At 59.7% G+C, this 17,376-nt stretch carries 14 protein-coding genes and 3 pseudogenes; 11 read left to right on the top strand and 6 right to left on the bottom strand.

All coding sequences use genetic code 11. The annotated features are described in order from the left end of the window. Positions 1-142: 142 nt before the first annotated feature. The gene (locus tag AACY31_RS18950; RefSeq protein WP_339481159.1) at positions 143-934 is read left to right on the top strand and encodes a response regulator transcription factor; all 792 of its coding nucleotides are present in this window, start codon (positions 143-145) and stop codon (positions 932-934) included. Between the two features lie 28 nt (positions 935-962). Here AACY31_RS18950 and argC read toward each other — a convergent pair whose 3' ends face one another. Next, complete coding sequence (argC, locus tag AACY31_RS18945) at positions 963-1,892, bottom strand: N-acetyl-gamma-glutamyl-phosphate reductase (protein ID WP_339492575.1); 930 nt, start codon at positions 1,890-1,892, stop codon at positions 963-965. A gap of 113 nt (positions 1,893-2,005) precedes the next feature. Here argC and AACY31_RS18940 point away from each other — a divergent pair, with 113 nt between their 5' ends. From AACY31_RS18940 to AACY31_RS18930, 3 genes and pseudogenes are all read left to right on the top strand, one after another. Next, positions 2,006-2,890, top strand: coding sequence for a LysR family transcriptional regulator (locus AACY31_RS18940; RefSeq protein WP_339481162.1), 885 nt, complete (start codon positions 2,006-2,008; stop codon positions 2,888-2,890). A gap of 166 nt (positions 2,891-3,056) precedes the next feature. Continuing rightward, a pseudogene (locus AACY31_RS18935) lies at positions 3,057-3,323 on the top strand (hypothetical protein); the annotation flags it as partial. 79 nt (positions 3,324-3,402) lie between these two features. Next, on the top strand, positions 3,403-5,262 hold the full coding sequence (locus tag AACY31_RS18930) for an ABC transporter ATP-binding protein (protein WP_339492574.1): 1,860 nt from the start codon (positions 3,403-3,405) through the stop codon (positions 5,260-5,262). Positions 5,263-5,415: 153 nt separating this feature from the next. Here AACY31_RS18930 and AACY31_RS18925 read toward each other — a convergent pair whose 3' ends face one another. The 4 genes and pseudogenes from AACY31_RS18925 to AACY31_RS18910 all read right to left on the bottom strand — a co-directional run bounded on the left by AACY31_RS18925 (position 5,416) and on the right by AACY31_RS18910 (position 8,201). Beyond that, positions 5,416-5,859, bottom strand: a complete 444-nt coding sequence (locus AACY31_RS18925; RefSeq protein WP_339481164.1) for an HIT family protein — start codon at positions 5,857-5,859, stop codon at positions 5,416-5,418. 111 nt (positions 5,860-5,970) lie between these two features. After that, a pseudogene (locus AACY31_RS18920) lies at positions 5,971-6,186 on the bottom strand (hypothetical protein); the annotation flags it as partial. A gap of 18 nt (positions 6,187-6,204) precedes the next feature. Then, positions 6,205-7,545, bottom strand: a complete 1,341-nt coding sequence (locus AACY31_RS18915; RefSeq protein WP_339481167.1) for a sensor histidine kinase — start codon at positions 7,543-7,545, stop codon at positions 6,205-6,207. Beyond that, positions 7,542-8,201 (bottom strand): response regulator transcription factor, encoded by a 660-nt coding sequence (locus tag AACY31_RS18910; protein WP_339481169.1) that lies wholly within the window; start codon positions 8,199-8,201, stop codon positions 7,542-7,544. Before AACY31_RS18910 ends, AACY31_RS18915 begins: the two co-directional genes overlap by 4 nt. Before the next feature lie 131 nt (positions 8,202-8,332). Between AACY31_RS18910 and AACY31_RS18905 the strand changes: the two genes are divergently transcribed. From AACY31_RS18905 to fnr, 7 genes are all read left to right on the top strand, one after another. Next, positions 8,333-8,668: a PepSY domain-containing protein gene (locus AACY31_RS18905; RefSeq protein WP_339504960.1), complete on the top strand. Its 336-nt coding sequence runs from the start codon at positions 8,333-8,335 to the stop codon at positions 8,666-8,668. Between the two features lie 85 nt (positions 8,669-8,753). Further along, complete coding sequence (locus AACY31_RS18900) at positions 8,754-9,224, top strand: DUF2271 domain-containing protein (protein ID WP_339492573.1); 471 nt, start codon at positions 8,754-8,756, stop codon at positions 9,222-9,224. Positions 9,225-9,249: 25 nt separating this feature from the next. After that, a complete protein-coding gene (locus AACY31_RS18895) occupies positions 9,250-11,430 on the top strand; it encodes a PepSY domain-containing protein (protein WP_339504959.1) in 2,181 nt (726 codons plus the stop codon). Beyond that, positions 11,420-12,379 carry an FAD:protein FMN transferase gene (locus AACY31_RS18890; RefSeq protein WP_339504961.1) on the top strand — a complete coding sequence of 320 codons (960 nt, stop codon included), beginning with the start codon at positions 11,420-11,422 and terminating at the stop codon, positions 12,377-12,379. The genes AACY31_RS18895 and AACY31_RS18890 overlap by 11 nt, the downstream gene beginning before the upstream one ends. 250 nt (positions 12,380-12,629) lie before the next feature. Beyond that, on the top strand, positions 12,630-13,973 hold the full coding sequence (locus tag AACY31_RS18885) for an OprD family porin (protein ID WP_339481173.1): 1,344 nt from the start codon (positions 12,630-12,632) through the stop codon (positions 13,971-13,973). Positions 13,974-14,557: 584 nt separating this feature from the next. After that, the gene (locus tag AACY31_RS18875) at positions 14,558-15,706 is read left to right on the top strand and encodes an HD-GYP domain-containing protein (RefSeq protein WP_339504958.1); all 1,149 of its coding nucleotides are present in this window, start codon (positions 14,558-14,560) and stop codon (positions 15,704-15,706) included. A 138-nt stretch (positions 15,707-15,844) separates the two neighbouring features. Then, a complete protein-coding gene (gene fnr / locus AACY31_RS18870; RefSeq protein WP_339481175.1) occupies positions 15,845-16,597 on the top strand; it encodes a fumarate/nitrate reduction transcriptional regulator Fnr in 753 nt (250 codons plus the stop codon). Between the two features lie 183 nt (positions 16,598-16,780). Here fnr and AACY31_RS18865 read toward each other — a convergent pair. Next, positions 16,781-17,331, bottom strand: a pseudogene (locus tag AACY31_RS18865) (MBL fold metallo-hydrolase); the annotation flags it as partial. Positions 17,332-17,376 lie beyond the last annotated feature (45 nt).

The raw sequence follows: 17,376 nt of genomic DNA, 5'->3' as shown, positions 1-17,376 counted from the left end.
CTTGCGGGTCTGCTTGCGCTTGCCGGCGTACTCGGCATCGGCGAAGGTCATCTGTTTCATCATTGAAAAGCTCGGCGACTGGTGTCCGGTGATTTTGCCTAATCAGGAAGTCTTTTTCAGAGTTTCCCTAAAGGGGTAGAAAATGCCGTTTGACCTGCACAGCCTGGCTTGGCATCGATCGATTGGGAAGCTGATCATGCAGCTCAATCGTCCAGATTTCTGGAGTTCACTTGTTCGCACATTGAATGAATATGTACAGATCGACAATTGGGTTGTATTGATTTTCAGCAACCAACACGTTCAGGTCGTTAGCCTTCCTGAGATCGCAGACGCGGAAGAAGTCGACGCATTCATTCATCGCTACGTGAAGGGTCTTTACTTGCTGGATCCGTTCTATATAGCTAATCGGGAAAATCCACAGAGTGGTTTCTTTCACCTATTGGATATTGCACCGGAATACTTTCTTGAAACCGAGTATTACCATCAGTACTTTGCACAGTACATCTCCAAGGATGAGGCGCAGTACAATGTCCAACTCGACCCCGACAGAACGTTATGCATGTCCATCGGCAGCAAAATCCACTTTAGCCAAGAACAAATAACCATGCTCGACATTATCAAACCGTGGGTGACTGCATTGATGCATCAGCGCATGGGTTTTGAAACTGACGTAGAAAAACACCTGATTGAGCCGCCTCTGTGGCCAGAAACGGTCAATCAGCTTGGCACGCAAATAACAGCACGCGAGAGTGACGTACTCCGTTTATTACTCAGCGGCTTCTCCAATAAAGAAATAGCCGGAAAGCTGTCCCTCTCGGCGGAGACCATAAAAGTTCACCGCCGCAACATCTACGCAAAATTAAATATCAAGTCGCAATCAGAGCTATTTGCTCGATTTTTCATGCCCCGGCAGAATATTCCCGCTACGCATTGATGTCAGGGCATCAGGCTGATTGGCGCGCTCATGCGCCTGCAAGCATCCAGTTCAGATTCTGCACCGCCGCGCCAGCAGCACCCTTCCCAAGATTGTCAAACACCGCAGCCAGCAAAACCTGCCCCGTCTCATCATTCTCAAACACCGACAACCGCAAATCGTCAGTTCCGTTAAGCGTTTGAGGATCAAGGGAGGTCAACGCTTTAGATTCCTGCATCGACATCACCTGTACATGGCGCGCATCGGCGTAGTGCTGCATCAAACACGCATGCAACTGACCCGCGTTCACGCCTGGTGCCAACAATCGGGTTTGCAAGGGTATGGTCAGCACGATCCCCTGCCGGAAAGCGCCATAGGCCGGCACAAACATCGGCCGCTCCGTCAGCCCGCTTTGCTGCTGAATCTCCGGAATATGCTTGTGTGCCAGCCCCAGCCCATAGACCTGAAACGCCGAGGCCTGTGCTGCGCCTGCTCCTTCATGCTCTTGCACGCCGACGCGCCCTTTTCCGGAATAACCCGACACGGCATGAATGCTCAGCGGGTAATCCTTGGGCACTAATCCGGCCTCCAGCAACGGGCGCAGCAATCCGATCGCCCCCGTTGGATAGCAACCGGGATTGCTGACCCGTCGCGCAGCGGCGATGCGTTGGACCTGTTGCCGACTCATCTCTGCGAAGCCATAGGTCCAGTCTGGATGGGTGCGGTGCGCCGAACTCGCATCGATCACCCGAACGGCGGCGTTTTCGATGGTCGCTACAGCGTCGCGTGCGGCTTGGTCGGGCAAGCAGAGAATGGCGATGTCGCAGTGGTTGATGGCTTCGGCGCGACGTTGCGGATCCTTGCGATGTTCGGGGCTGAGTGTGAAAAGCCGCAGATCGCTGCGCTCGCGCAGACGTTGATGGATTTGCAACCCGGTGGTGCCTTGGTCGCCATCGATGAATACAAGGGGACTTGCCATGGAATGCTCTCGGACATTGGAAATCAGGAGCCCAATCTTCAGCGACGCTCTAAGATAGTAAAAGTTGAATTTATAAACGATGAAATTCAGTTTTTCTGAACAAGGAATCGCTCATGCGCGAAATCAGCCTCGACCGTCTGCGCACGCTGGTCGCGATTGCCGACCTGGGATCCTTTGCCGAAGCGGCCCGTGTGCTGCACCTTGCACCACCCACCGTCAGTCTGCATATCGCCGACCTGGAGTCGCGCGTGGGCGGCAAGCTGTTGTCGCGCACGCGCGGGCGCGTTCAGCCTTCAGCGATAGGGAACACGCTGGTGGAACGCGCACGGCGCCTATTGGCAGACGCAGAGCAGGCGCTCGAGGACGTGGAGCGTCAGGTTCAAGGATTGGCCGGGCGCGTGCGACTGGGCGCCTCCACAGGGGCCATCGCACAGTTGTTGCCGCATGCGTTGGAGACGTTGAGCCAACGCCACCCCGCGATCGATGTACAAGTCGCGGTGCTCACGTCGCAGGAAACCCTCAAGAAACTTGCCGAGGGCGCTTTGGAGGTTGGTTTGGTTGCGCTGCCGCAGTCCCCGGTGAAGGGCTTGCGGATCGAGCCGTGGCGACGGGACCCAGTCATGGCCTTCCTGCCGGCTCGCTGGGAGTGCCCACAGGTTGTGACCCCCGACTGGCTGTCCGCTCAACCATTGATTTTGAATGACAGCACCACGCGCCTTTCGCGCTTGACTGCGCAGTGGTTCACCAGTGATGGCCGGCAGCCTGAGCCGCGCATTCATCTGAACTACAACGACGCGATCAAGAGCCTGGTGGCGGCAGGATATGGTGCGACGTTGTTGCCCCATGAGGCGGCCACGCCATTGCTTGATAACAGAATCGTCATGCGGCCTTTGAAGCCCTTATTGTGGCGTCAACTGGGGATTGCCCACCGCAGTCGGGACATCGAACGGCCTACGCAACATGTGCTGGATGTGTTGTGGGAGTTGAGTGCGCAGTGACTTTGTCAAAGGAAAACCCGGCATGCCGACAGTGGACATGAGGTATTCTGCGCGGCGTTAAACACGATCCAGGCCTGCGGTGTGCAACCGATGGTCACGCCCCCTTGATCGATCTGATGGCGCGCACCAGGAGGTCTGCATGTTGATTGGACATCGATTCGAGCGCACCGCCCAGAATGACCTGCTCCTTCTAATGGGTGTTTTCCTGGCACTATTGGAAACTCACGTCATCGCCTTGGTACCCGCTCTGTTTACCGGGCGGCTGCGCGTCGGCGCCTTTCGAACGGGCACGACCACCCTCTATTGGGCCGAGCAACCGCTCACCTCTTCATTCAACCTGCTGGTGGGCATGGCCGAGGTGTTGATCATCCAATTCATCGCCTGGGGCTGCCTGCGCACGGCGATCCAAGGCCGGATGAATTCCAATCCCTGAGAGCGGTCAATTCGACCACAGCGCCACATAAGCCTCAAAGCAGCCGTTAAATGGCAAAATGATCGTTTCGGAGACCCCCATGCTTCGCGTATTTGAACAAAGACTCGACCCCTTCCCACCCGACGAGGTACCGCCGCCACCCGAAGGCCTGGCTCGGTTTCTGTGGGCGTGCACACGGGGGGCCCGCGGTTACATCCTCACGTTTGCGCTGCTCAGCGCCGGTGTGTCGATCTACGAAGCCTGGCTGTTTTCCTTCCTCGGCCAAGTCGTGGATCTGCTCTCGACCTGGCAGGCCGGCGGTGAGGCGGCGGCGCAGGAGCGTCGCGTGCTGTGGGGCATGGGCATCGTCATGGTGGCCAGTATTGGGCTGGTGGCGTTGCGCACCATGGTGCAGCACCAGATATTGGCGATCAATCTGCCGTTGCGGCTGCGTTGGGACTTCCACCGCCTGATGCTGCGGCAAAGCCTGTCGTTTTTTTCCGATGAGTTCTCCGGCCGAGTCACCACCAAGGTGATGCAGACGGCGCTGGCCGTGCGCGACGTGCTGTTCACCCTGATCGAGATCGCACCCGGGATCGGCGTGTATTTCATCGCGATCATCGCATTGGCCGGTGGCTTCGCCCTGAAACTGATGCTGCCTTTCCTGGCCTGGATCGTGTTGTTCGGGCTGGCCATGCTCTATTTCGTGCCCCGCCTGGGGCAAGTCGGACAGGAACAAGCCCATGCGCGCTCCTCGATGACCGGACGTATCTCGGACGCTTACACCAACATCACGACCGTGAAACTGTTTTCCCACTCCAATCGTGAAGCGCACTTCGCGCGCGCGGCCATGGAGGACTTCAAGCAGACCGGCTTTCGCCAGATGCGCCTGGTCAGCCAGTTCGAGATTGTCAACCAAGCGTTGGTGGTGGGGTTGATCATGGCAGCAGGCGGTTATGCGCTTTGGCTGTGGCACCAGGGCGAAGTCGGCGCCGGTGCCGTGGCGGCGATCACCGCGATGGCGTTGCGTATCAACGGCATGTCGCATTGGATCATGTGGCAAATGACCTCGCTTTTCGAAAGCATCGGCACCGTGCAGGATGGCATGGCAACCCTGACCCACGGCCCCAAGGTGCAGGATGCGCCGGACGCCGGGGGGCTAGTGACCTCTGGCGGAGCGGTCACCTTCGACAATGTGAGCTTCAACTACAACGGGGAACGCCAGGTGCTCGATGGCTTGAACCTGAACATTCGCCCGGGCGAGAAAATCGGCCTGGTAGGTCGCTCCGGCGCGGGTAAATCCACGCTCATCAACTTGCTGCTGCGTTTCTATGATGTCGACAGCGGGCAGATTCGCATTGACGGACAAGACATTGCCCACGTGACGCAGGACAGCCTGCGCAGCGCCATCGGCATGGTCACCCAGGATACGTCCCTGCTGCACCGTTCCATTCGCGACAACATCGCCTACGGCCGCCCCGATGCAAGCGACACACAAATCCGCCGTGCCGCGGCCAATGCCCAGGCTGACGAGTTCATCAGCCAACTGAGCGACCGCCAAGGTCACAGCGGCTACGACACCTTGGTGGGCGAGCGCGGCATCAAGCTGTCGGGCGGCCAGCGCCAGCGCATCGCGATTGCTCGGGTGATGCTCAAGAACGCCCCGATCCTGCTCCTTGACGAGGCGACCAGCGCGCTGGATTCGGAAGTCGAAGTGGCCATCCAGGAAAGCCTCGATGACATGATGGAGGGCAAGACCGTCATCGCCATCGCCCATCGGCTGTCCACGATTGCGGCGATGGATCGACTGATTGTCATGGATGATGGACGCATCATCGAACAGGGTACCCACGCCGAATTGCTCGCCAAGAACGGTATCTATGCGCGGCTGTGGCACCATCAGAGTGGCGGGTTCCTGGGTGAAGACCGGTGTGAGACCGAGGTTATGGATCAGGTGTGAGCGTCCTTCGGCCCTGGGCAGACAACAGCCGCTTACTTTACCCATCACATCGCCCAATGCTGAGAGGCGCGCGAGACTAGGTTTGAGGCAAGGTCGCCGCCCGTCTTGATGAGTGGGGCACGCCCTGTGCCCCTTGCAGGCTCTTGCCCAGCGTCAGGCCCCCGAGCGAATGCGCTCGACCAGACGCGCCTGGAGTGCTTCCAGTTCCTCGGGATCCGCCTTGCCCCTGCCATGCACACCGGGCGCCTCACCTTCCCAACGAGGGATGATGTGCATGTGAATGTGATAGACCGTTTGCCCGGCCACAGCACCATTGAACTGCGCGACTTGAACCCCGTCCGGCTGCAATTCGTCCACGATGATGCGCGTCAGGCGCTGTACAGCAGACGTCATTGCGCCCAGGACAGCGGGCTCGACCTCAAGGATATTTCGCGCCTGGGAGGCTTTGGGGATGACCAGGACATGGCCGCGCGATTGAGGGAAAAGATCGAGGAAGGCCAACACATCGGCGTCTTCGTAAATCTTGTAGCACGGCGCATCGCCGCGAAGGATCAGCGCAAAAATGTTTTGCGGATCGTACTGACCGTGGAGACTCATGATCACTCCTTGAATGGGTTTAGAGAGGTTGGTGGGCTGCCGGTAAGAGATTTAGCACAGTCAGCGCCCTACTTGAAGCCAAGGGCTGGGCTTGCTCGAGATGGCGGCGGGTCAGTTAGCATCGGGGCTGAATGTCAAGCCGCTTTCGCCAGCCCCCAGCAGCGTAACGGCAATCAGCAAGTAGCGCTTATCAGTGCCGAGAAAACTTGGCGACACCAACGCCCCATGGGTATCGACGCCGTAGGCAATCCCGGCGTCGATGCCCATGGCCGAGCCCAGAGACATGGAATCGCTCATGTGGCCGACCTGCAATGGGAACACCGCCGCTGGCGAATGGCAGGCGGTTTAACCCGCAACGGTGGCAAGCGGTAGCCAGACCCGAACCTCAAACCCCTCCTGCCGGTCCTTTGCTGGAGACAACAGTTCGATTCGCCCATTGACCCCCTGCACAATCGTCTTGACGATCGCCAACCCCAATCCCGACCCACTGGTTTCGCTCTGACCGCGCACGAAACGTTCGGTCAGCCGCTGCAGGACGGCCACCGGCACCACCGCTCCGGCATTGATCACCCGCAGCAGCGCCTGGTCCGTGAGGGTAACTTCGATGGGTTGATCCATCGCACCGTACTTCAATGCATTCTCGATCAGATTGCGCAACAGGATGCCGAAGGCGTCCGGGTCGACGGTCGAATACACATGGGCCTGGGCAGGAAGTAGCAGCGCGATCTGACGGGTGCTGTTGTGGCGCCACTCATCCACCACATGAGCCAACAAGGGAACCAGGTCCTGGGGCGTTTGCGCGAGCAGTCCACCCCCTTCAGCCTTGGCCAATTGCATGAGTTTTTCCGATAACCGGGCCAATTCGCGCAAAGCGCTTTCGATCGTTTTCGCACGCAACCGCAACGGACCTTCAGGGGCCTCCTGGTACAGCCGCTGGACTTGCGCCAATGTCGCCGCCAAGGGTGTACGCAGCTCATGTGCGCTATTGGCGGTGAAGCTGCGCTCGGCCTCCAGGGCTTTGCGCAAGCGTTCCAGCAGGCGGTTGACCGCGTCCGCCAAGGGGGCGATTTCCGCCGGCAGCCGCGACACCTTGATCGGCGACAGGTCGCCCACCCCACGGGCCTCTACCGCGTAACGACAAACCAGCACGCTGCCCAGGCTCATGCGCACCAATAGCCAGGTCCCCAACAGGCTGATAGGGATCAGCGCCAATAATGGCCACAACAAGGCAAACAAGGCCTGCCGTGCGGCCCCGCGGCGATGGCGCAGTGGCTCGGCGACTTCGATGAATACCGTCCCACGCAGCGCACTGGCGCCATACAGACGGTACTTTCCAGTCCTGGAGAAACCTTCAATCGGATGCTTGCTGAATACCTTCGGGTTGGCATCGTGGGACTGCATCAGGACCCGGCCCCCAGCATCGCGCACCAGATAGCTCAAGTACTCCTTGTGCATCTTCAGGGTGGCAACCTGTTGCGCCTCGCCCGGGTTTTCTCGGTTGCTGATTTCCAGCACGGCCAAGGGCAGGATGCGTTGAGCCGTTTCCTCCAGTGCGCTATCAAAAACCTCGTTCAACTCATGTCGTACCCCACGCCAGGTGCCGACCGTCGCCACCAGCCAGAGCAACGTCATGCCCAGCGTCAGTCCCAGGCCCAGACGCTTTTGCAGACTGAAGGTCGTCTTCATGCCGACACCATCCGATAACCCATGCCCCGCACGGTCTCGATCAGGTCGCGCCCCAGTTTCTTTCGCAATCGACTGATATAGACCTCGATCGTATTGCTCTCGATTTCGGCGCCGAAGGCGTACAGCCGATCTTCGAGTTGTGCCTTGGACAGCAGCGCGCCGGGACGCTGGATGAACGCCTCCAACAGTGCCCATTCCCGCGCAGTGAGGTCCACGGCCACGCCGGCCCGATGCAACGTACGAGCCGTCATGTCGACGTGCAGTTCACCGAGCCTGATCTGGGGATTGGGGTTGCCGCTGTAACGACGGGCCACCGCAGCCACACGGGCCGACAGTTCAAACAGGTCGAAGGGTTTAACCAGGTAATCGTCGGCGCCGGCATTAAGACCGGCGATTCGATCAGATATCTGGTCCTGGGCCGTCAAGATAATCACCGCAGTCACGTCACCTGCGCTGCGCCGCTGACGCAGGAAGTCCAGCCCTCGACCGTCCGGCAACATCAAGTCAAGCAGGATCAGGTCATAAGCGGTGGTACTCACACTGCTGCGTGCATGGGCAAGGCTCTGCACCCAATCAACGGCATGGCCGTCATCGGCGATCTGCTCGCGCACCGCATCTCCCAACCTTGGCGAGTCCTCAACCAATAAAACCCGCATCGGGCAGCTCCTGTAGTCGTGGTGGTACCGCACCTTAGCGGCCTTACCTGACGTGAATCTGAAGATTCAGCTGGTTGTCAGGAATGCACCGTAGGGTATGCCTACAACGAAGCCCCGGCAGGAGACAGATCATGAAATCAGGTTTTATCGCCAGCACTGCGCTGATAAGTGTGCTTGCCAACGGTTACGCCTTGGCCGATGACGACTGCGGCGAACCGGTCAACGACTGGCAACCCCGGGAAACCCTGCGCCTGCAGGTGGAGCAGCGGTACGGCTGGACAGTGCAGCGCATCAAAGTCGACGACGGCTGTTACAAGCTCAAGGGCTTGGACCGCCAGGGCAATGTCATCGAAGCCCGCTACGCACCGGCATCGCTGCACCTGCGCAAGCTCGAGATCTACTTCCGGGACGATGAGGATGCCACCGCCTACCTCACCCCAGCCCCCGCCCCCGCACCCGCACCGTGACATTTCGACGCGTTGGCCCTGCCGTTCAGGTTGCTGTCAGCAAGCAGGTCCAGGCTCTCGCCCCAACGATCAAAAGGACAACCCCATGAAAAAAATCATCGCTGCAACCTGCCTCGCCGGCGCCATCATCCTGCCGGGGCTGGCTCAAGCCCGTGAAGTAACCCTCACAACCCAGCTCAAGCGCTACAGCGGCAACGATGCGTACCTGGCGATCTACGTCACCGACGCCAGCGGCCAATACCAGAAAACCCTCTGGGTGGCCGGCAAAAAGGCCAAGTACTACAAGCACCTGACCGACTGGGCCCGTGGAAGCAAGATGAGCCCGAGCGAGTACGACGGCGTCAGCGGCGCCAGCGTTGGCAGCGGCGACACACTCAACGTCAGCGTCGAGCTGGCAGACACCCTGATCGATGCCGGGTATCAGATCCGTATCGATAGCGCCGTCGAGGATAAGCGTGATGCCCGGGCCGACGTCAGCGTGCCACTGACCAGCGAAGGCGCAGGTAAGCCGGCGGCCGGTAATACCTACGTCGAATCCTTTACCTACGATCTGTAGCACCTGCCATTTGCGGAGGCCGAACATGCTTCGCCAGCTCCACGCCCTACCCGGTTTGATCGCCGCCCTTTTGGTCATGCTATTGGCCGTCAGCGGCGCGATATTGTCGCTCGATCCGGCCCTTGAACGGCTGAACAACACGTCCACTGCGGTCGGGCAGGTCAATGTCGCCCAGTTGGCGGGACGCGTCGCCGAGCACTTTCCAGCGGTGGAGCAGATCCAGCGTACGGCCTCCGGTACGGTTATCGTCTACTACAACCGTGACGGCGAGGTCGGCGCCGACGAGGTCGACCCGTTGACCGGTCAAGGCCTGGCACCGTACGAGCCCGGCACGTTCTTACGCTGGATGAAAGACCTGCATCGCTCGCTGTTCCTGGGTTCGCCGGGCCATGGGGTCGCGGGGGCCGGCGCGCTGGTCATGCTGATGCTCTTGGTGTCCGGGGCACTGTTGCTGGTCCGGCGCGTCGGCGGCTGGCGCAACCTGCTGCGTCCACTGCGGGGCAACTTCAGCCAGCGTTGGCATGCTGAACTCGGGCGGCTGGCGTTATGGGGGCTGCTGTTGTCGGCCTTGAGCGGGCTCTATCTGTGCGCCGTGACGTTCGACTTCATCGCCGACGGCAGCCAGGTCGAGCCCGCGTTCCCCGACCGCGTCAGTTCCGCCCCGGCCTTGCCGGTGGCGAACCTGCACGCTTTGGCGTCAATCGATCTGAATGACCTGCGCGAACTCGTCTACCCCAGTCCCAATAACCCGCAAGACGTGTTTTCCCTGCGCACGGCCCAGGGCGACGGTTATGTGGACCCGGCCAGCGGCACCCTGCTGTCGTATCAAGCCCATGACGGGATACACACCGTCTACGAATGGATCTATCGATTGCACACCGGTGAAGGACTGTGGTGGCTCGGCCTGCTGCTCGGCCTTAGTGCACTCTGCGTACCAGTGATGAGCATCACCGGCATCCTGATGTGGTGGCGTCGCCACAAAGCCGCGCCGAACATCCGTCATGACAGCACCGCGCAATCCGCCGACACTGTGATCCTGGTAGGCAGCGAAACCAACAGCACCTGGGGCTTTGCCAACACCTTGCATGAAGCCTTGCATCAAGCCGGCCACCGCGTTCACAGCGCGGCAATGAATCAATACGCCAACGCCTGCATCAACGCGCAGCGGGTGTTCATCCTCACCGCAACCCACGGTGACGGCAACGCCCCGGCCTCGGCTTCGCAGTTCCTGGCCCAATTGGCCAGCACCGGCCTGAAACCCGGCCAGGCGTTTGCCGTGCTGGGCTTTGGTGACCGACAGTTTGCCCAGTTCTGTCAGTTTGCTCACCAGGTGCAGGACGCCTTATTGCAGGCCGGTGGCACGCCGTTGATCGGACTGGACACCATCAACCGCCAATCCTCCCAGGAGTTTGCTCGCTGGGGCCACGCCGTGGGTGAGGTGCTGGGGCATGACTTGACGCTGATCCACACCGCACAGCCGCCACGCACCCAACAACTGATCCTGGTCGAGCGCATTGTCTATGGTGAACAGGTAGGCGCGCCCACTCACGTGCTGCGGTTCAAAGCCTCAGGGACATTACCGGCCTTTGAAGCCGGTGATCTGGTCGGCATCCTGCCCCCTGGCACCCCCCTCCCTCGGTTCTACTCGCTGGCCAGCAGCTCACAGGACGGCGTGCTGGAGATCTGCGTACGCAAACACAAAGGAGGCCTGTGCTCGTCATTCCTTCACAGCTTGGAGCTCGCAGCGCCCATCGACGCCTTCATCCAACCGAACCCACAATTTCGCCCCGCGTCGGGTGCGCACCCAGTGATCCTGATCGGCGCCGGTACCGGCATCGGGCCGCTGGCCGGTTTTATCCGGAACAACAAGGCCCACCACCCCATGCACTTGTATTGGGGCGGACGTAACCCGGACTCGGACTTTCTCTACGAAGCCGAGCTCAACCATTACCTGGCTGACCGTCGCTTGACGGCATTGCACGCGGCTTTTTCCCAGGTCATGGACCGTTCCTACGTGCAAGACCGGCTGATCAGCGACGCCCTGATGTTGCGACGGCTGATTGAAAAAGGCGCCCAGGTACTGGTTTGCGGCGGTCGCGAGATGGCCAAGGGCGTGATGCTGGCACTGGATGAAGTGCTGGCCCCTCTCAACCTGAATGTGCTGACCCTCAAGGCACAGGGGCGCTACCGTGAAGATGTCTACTGAATGGCGACGCTACAGTCTGAATGGCGAGACCATGGGCACGCGCTACACCGCCCTGTTCCATGCGCAAGCCGAACCGGATATCCACGCAATCAGCCACGCCCTGGCATGTGCCGTGGCCCGGGTGGACCAGCAAATGTCGACCTGGAAACCCGACTCGGACCTCAATCGCCTCAACAACGCACCTTTGCAAGAATGGATAGCCGTGCCCGAGGCACTGACCACGGTATTGTCTGCGGCGCTGCGCGTCAGCCGCCAATCGGACGGCGCCTTCGACATCGCCGTTGGTGATCTGGTGGACGCCTGGGGCTTCGGTCCCGGCGAGCGGTCCATCACCGAACTGGCGCCTGCGCCTGCGCCAACTCGACGCTCGACCCGTGCAGCGCTGGTCGTTGATTCACAACGCAACCAGGTGCGCAAACAGGCACCGCTTAACCTCAACTTGAACGGCATTGCCAAAGGTTTTGGTGTCGATGAGCTGGCCCGCTGCCTGGACAGGTTTGGCATCACACGCTACCTGGTAGGCATCGACGGCGAGATGCGCGCCCGCGGCAGCAAACCGGATGGGCAGCCTTGGGTCGTGGCCATGGAAAAACCTCGTCGGGGCGTGCGTGAGGTCATGGGTGTGATGGAACTCAGCGACGCCGCCATCGCCACCTCCGGGGATTATCGACACTGGGTCGACGTCAGTGGGCAATCCTTCGCCCACACAATGAACCCGGTCACCGGCGCCCCTCTGTGCAACGCACTCGCGGCCGTCACGGTGGTGTCGACCTCATGCATGCTCGCCGACGCCTGGGCCACAGCGCTGATGGTACTGGGCGAAACCCAAGGCCTGCGCCTGGCACAAGAACGCGGGATGGACGCATTGTTCGTCGTGCGCGACGGTTTTCAGCTCCAGGAAATATCCATAGTCGGCGGACGGTTGCAGGCTCAGGTCCAAACGCGCTGACGCCAAGTCTCAAGTGTTGGGGATCTACAATCGCTCCGGCAGTGAAACAAGGCCCAGCGCCGTACCTGAACGCAATTAACAACGTTTAACTCGCACGCTCGCGCCCCACGCCCAAGAATGAAGCCCTCTGCCCAGACCAGTTTCCTCAAGCGGGAAGCTGCCCGCCCACCATGCGGTGCGCCGGACATTTCCCACCTGGCTGCGCCTAGTGCCGCCCCTTCGCCCGCCCAATTTCACATGGAAATGAAGCATGTTGCCTGCACCACACCACTCAACCGTCGCCCTGAAGCCGCTCTGGCTGCTTACCCTGCTCAGCGGCAGCGCCGCGCCGGCAATGGCAGCTGAATTCGCACAACGCGCGCCTGGCTTTCTCGACGGGGCAACGCTGCAAGTCCTCAACCGCAACGTCTACCTCAACAATGACTATCGCACCCCGACCCCGGCAGGCAAAAGCTACAAACAGGAATGGGCCCTGGGCTTCATCGCCTCGTTCGAGTCCGGCTTCACCCCCGGCACGATCGGCGTAGGCATCGATGCCCACGCGTTCCTGGGAGTGAAACTGGACGGCGGCAAGGGGCATTCCGGAACGGGATTATTGCCGCTGGATGAGAACGGGCGAAGCGAGGACCATTACTCCAGCGCCGGCGGCGCGCTGAAATTCAACACCTCACGCACCACCCTGGCGGTCGGCGAAATGACGGTGCAGAGCCCGGTATTCGATACCGCAGACAAGCGCCTGCAACCCGAATACGCCAGCGGCCTGCTGCTTTCCAGCCGTGAGTTCGAAGGGGTCGACCTGCAAGCGGGTCACTTCAATGCGTTCAAGAATCAGGACGCTTCGACCAGCAAGGGTGATTTTTCCGGGTATGGGGCGACGACGCGCCACGGCGCCATCGACTTCATCGGCGCCGACCTGCTCACTGGCCAAGCCCTGGGCGGCGCGCTCTACGCCTCCGAACTGAGCGATACCTGGCGCCAGTACTATGCCAACCTGCATACCACCCTTGGCGAACTGTTCCTCGACGGCAACCTGTATCACACCCGCGACGATGGCAAAGCCATTGCCGGGGCCATCGACACCACCGCCTATAGCCTGAGCGGCAAGTACCGGCTCAATGCCCAGGCGTTCACCCTGGCCTATCAGAAAACCAACGGCGACACGCCCTTCGATTTCGTCGGCGGCGACTCCATCTACCTGGCCAACTCGATCAAATATGCCGACTTCAACGGCCCCGGTGAGCGTTCGTGGCAAGCGCGCTACGACCTTGACCTGGGCACCTTGGGCATCCCCGGCCTGAGTTTCATGGCCCGCTATGTGACTGGACGCGGGGTCGACGGCAGCCATGCCCCTCAAGGCGGTGCCTACAACCCATTCGATAGCGACACCGGCACTTACAGTCCGCAACAAGGCGCTGGCGGACGCCATTGGGAGCGCGACCTGGACCTGCACTACATCGTGCAGTCAGGCCCGGCCAAGGACCTGTCGTTGCAACTGTCCCATGTCACCCATCGCGCCAACAACAGCCAGGGCGGCGATGACATCGACCGGCTGTATATCGTCGTCCAGTACCCACTCAAGCTGGGGCCGTTCTGAGCCTGCCACAATTGATACCCAATACTTTATCCGTTATGGCGGCTTCACCGGTTTAACCGCGACAGACCGAAGCCGGCCTGACTATCACTTCCCAGTTCACCTTCAAGCCAATCAAGCCAGTCAAGCAGCGCGCCGACCTCAACCCGACCTTCCCCGCCCGGCCGGCTGAACACCGATACCGCATCAGGCAAAGGGACGCTTTCTACGCAAGGTCTCACCCACGCACCGCTCTCAAGCAGCCTTGGGCGGTGCGCCGCCACCCCCAACGCGATGCCATGTCCCGACCGCCGCCTGGCGCATCAAGGGATAGCTATCGAACACCGAGCCCTTGGGAGCGTCGAGGACTTGACAGCCCCTTCATTGCCCAAACGTTGTCGCGATCCGCGCCTGGCAACCTTGTACAAAACAGGTACAAACCGATACTAAGCAGGCTACAATGACATCACCATGACATCACCATGACATCAGCCATAACGGCGCATACTCCGCCTATCCTCAAGCAAGCGCCACTCCGGGAACGCTGAAAACAAAGCCAAGGACGTCCTGAGTAAAAGGGACACCGCGACTCCGAAAGAGCAAAGGCCATGTCGAACGATAAAGAAACCGAAAAACATTACATAAATAGCACTATCGAACCCTGTCGCTCTCGTTCCGAGTCCCCCTATTGGAACGGTCAACCCCCTCATCAAGACACCTCGCACGCCTCCCATTCCCTGGCCCCTCAGGCAAATGATGGAAATTTCCCCTCGATCAATAAGGCTGCTATTGCCAGTATCCAGGTGAGTTCTACGACGCTGAATGAAGAGCTGATCACGGCAAGGGAACTCTGTCGCCAATCGAAGTCGGCAGTCGTGGCGATGTTCAGTGATGCACGAATGGGGCGTGCCATTTCCATCGACCAAGCGGATAAGCTCGTCGACGATATAGCCCGTTCAATCATGCGTCACCCAAGTGCTTTCATCAGTCTGGCCCGACTAAAAACGGCGACTGAATATACGTATATGCATTCAGTCGCCGTCAGCGCCCTGATGATTGCCGTGGCTCAGCAACTGGATTTTCCTGAAGAGCTTATTCATCAAGCTGGACTTGCGGGTTTATTGCATGACATTGGCAAGATGGCCATTCCCGGCATCATTATTAACAAGCCGGGAAAACTGACCGATGATGAATTCGCGGTCATTCGTCAACACCCGCAGCTAGGCGCGCAAATATTGCGAACCTCGGCACCGCTGTGCGAAGCGGTGATTGACGTGTGCCTGCATCATCACGAAAAAATGGACGGGTCTGGCTATCCAGATCGGTTGATCGGTGAGCAGATCAGCCTCTTCTCCCGCATGGCGGCCATTTGCGATGTCTATGACGCAGTCACATCGGAGCGCCCCTACAACGAAGCCTGGTCCCCCGCCATTGCCATTCAAAAAATGTCGGGATGGAATCGACATTTCGATAAAACGGTATTCCAGGCCTTTGTGAAGTCAGTCGGTATTTATCCGGTTGGCTCCATTGTTCGCCTCAGCGGCGGCGCTATCGGCGTGGTCACCGAGCAGAACCCGTGTTCGTTATTGAGCCCAAAAGTAAATACCTTCTTCTCCACCTCTTTAAACGCCTACGTCACCCCCTCGATCATCGACTTGAGTGAACCGACCTCAAGCGAAAAGATCATTGAACGAATCACGGCAAAACAATACGGCTTCAAAAATACAGAAACATTGTGGAGCGGACGTCCCGCATAAAGCTGACACCTGGCGAAATAACCCAATTGCGGTCCCAGCTCAACGACGAATCGACCGAGGGCATGCCTTTAGTCGAAAAAAAACAAGCGCGACAGGATAGCTCTTCTATGCTTGGTCCACCCAAAGGAGCTCATCCGCGTGCCCAAGCCCGAAGCCCAACTTCTACATGTGCACTCCCTCAAGGCTGCTTGCTCCAACTGCAGCGTGCTTGAACTGTGCCTGCCCATTGGCCTGACGGGCGGTGAAGTGGAGCGCCTGGACACGCTGATCGCCCAGCGGGTGAAGGTCAAGAAAGGCGCAGCGCTGTATCGCACCGGCGATCCACTGCGCTCGTTGTATGCGGTGCGATTGGGTTTCTTCAAGACCAGCGTCCTTTCGGTAGACGGTCGCGAACAGGTCACCGGTTTCCAGATGCAAGGCGAAATGCTTGGCCTGGACGCGATCAGTACCGATCACTACGCCTGTAATGCCATTGCCCTGGAAGACAGCGAAGTCTGCCCGCTGCCTTTCAACCTCCTGGAAAAACTGGCCCACGACTTACCGTCGTTGCAGCACAACCTGAACAAACTCCTGAGCCAGGAAATCGTGCGCGATCACAGCATGCTGTTGATGCTCGGCAACATGAACGCCGACGAACGCCTGGCGGCGTTTCTATTGAACCTATCCCAGCGGCTTAACATGCGCGGTTATTCCCCCAGGGAATTCGTGCTGCGCATGAGTCGCGAAGCCATCGGCTCCTACCTGGGCCTGCGCCTGGAAACCATCTGCCGGGGCATCGCCCACCTGCGCCAGGAAGAACTGGTCGACATGCATGGGCGCAATGTCACCATTCTGAATTTGCCCGGTCTCAAGCAAAAAGTCGCCGGTTGCCATCGTCATGCGGAGCTGTGATGCCTGCTTCGCATGACATCTGATCCACATCAATGCCACTCAACGCCTCCAAGCCGAAATTAAGACTCAGCGTTCCAACCCTTCGTGAGCAAACCCGCTCCCACACCGGACCGTGGCGGGCACTAATCCGGCGACTGCAGAAAATTCCCTGTGGGAGCGGGCTTGCTCGCGAAGGCGGTCCACTCAGAGTTCGACGCTATCGCGGTACTCCGGCACCGACCAACCCAACTCGTCGCCAATGCGATGGCGCAAGACATCGGACGCATTGGGCTCCCCATGCACGACATAGGATCGGTACGTCCTTGCCATGGATGCGCACCGCAGGCTCGCCCGCCACAATCCTCACACCTCACACCTCACACCTCACACCTCGCCCCTCGCGTACCGCCAGCCTGAAAACCGGGCATCAGCAAGGTATTGATCGGGTCGGGTGCCAGGCTCTTGAGGTGGTGCAGCACTCGCCCGCCGGTGGCCATGCCACTGGCGGCGATGATCACCGCCGGGGTGCGTTGCAGGTCCAGGGCCATGGCGTCCTTGACCGAGCGCACCGGATGGGCGATGTGGCACATGCCTTCGCACTCCTCCTTGGAGAGGCGATGCTCGTCGCCAAAGCGCTGGTACAACCGAGTGACGTCGATGGCCATGGGGCTGTTGAGGTAGATCGGGATATCCGGGATCGCCCAGCGTTGTTTCAGGCGATACAAGTGGTACGAGTCAATACGACGCCGAGGAATGTCATGCGCATGGCGATGCGTCTGGATGATCGATAGTCAGTCTAT

Origin of the sequence: Pseudomonas sp. RL_105y_Pfl2_101 (assembly GCF_963970585.1) — a bacterium.
Classification (GTDB): Bacteria; Pseudomonadota; Gammaproteobacteria; order Pseudomonadales; family Pseudomonadaceae; genus Aquipseudomonas.
The sequence above is the reverse complement of the archived record's forward strand: the minus strand, read 5'-3'. Positions and strand labels throughout refer to the sequence as shown.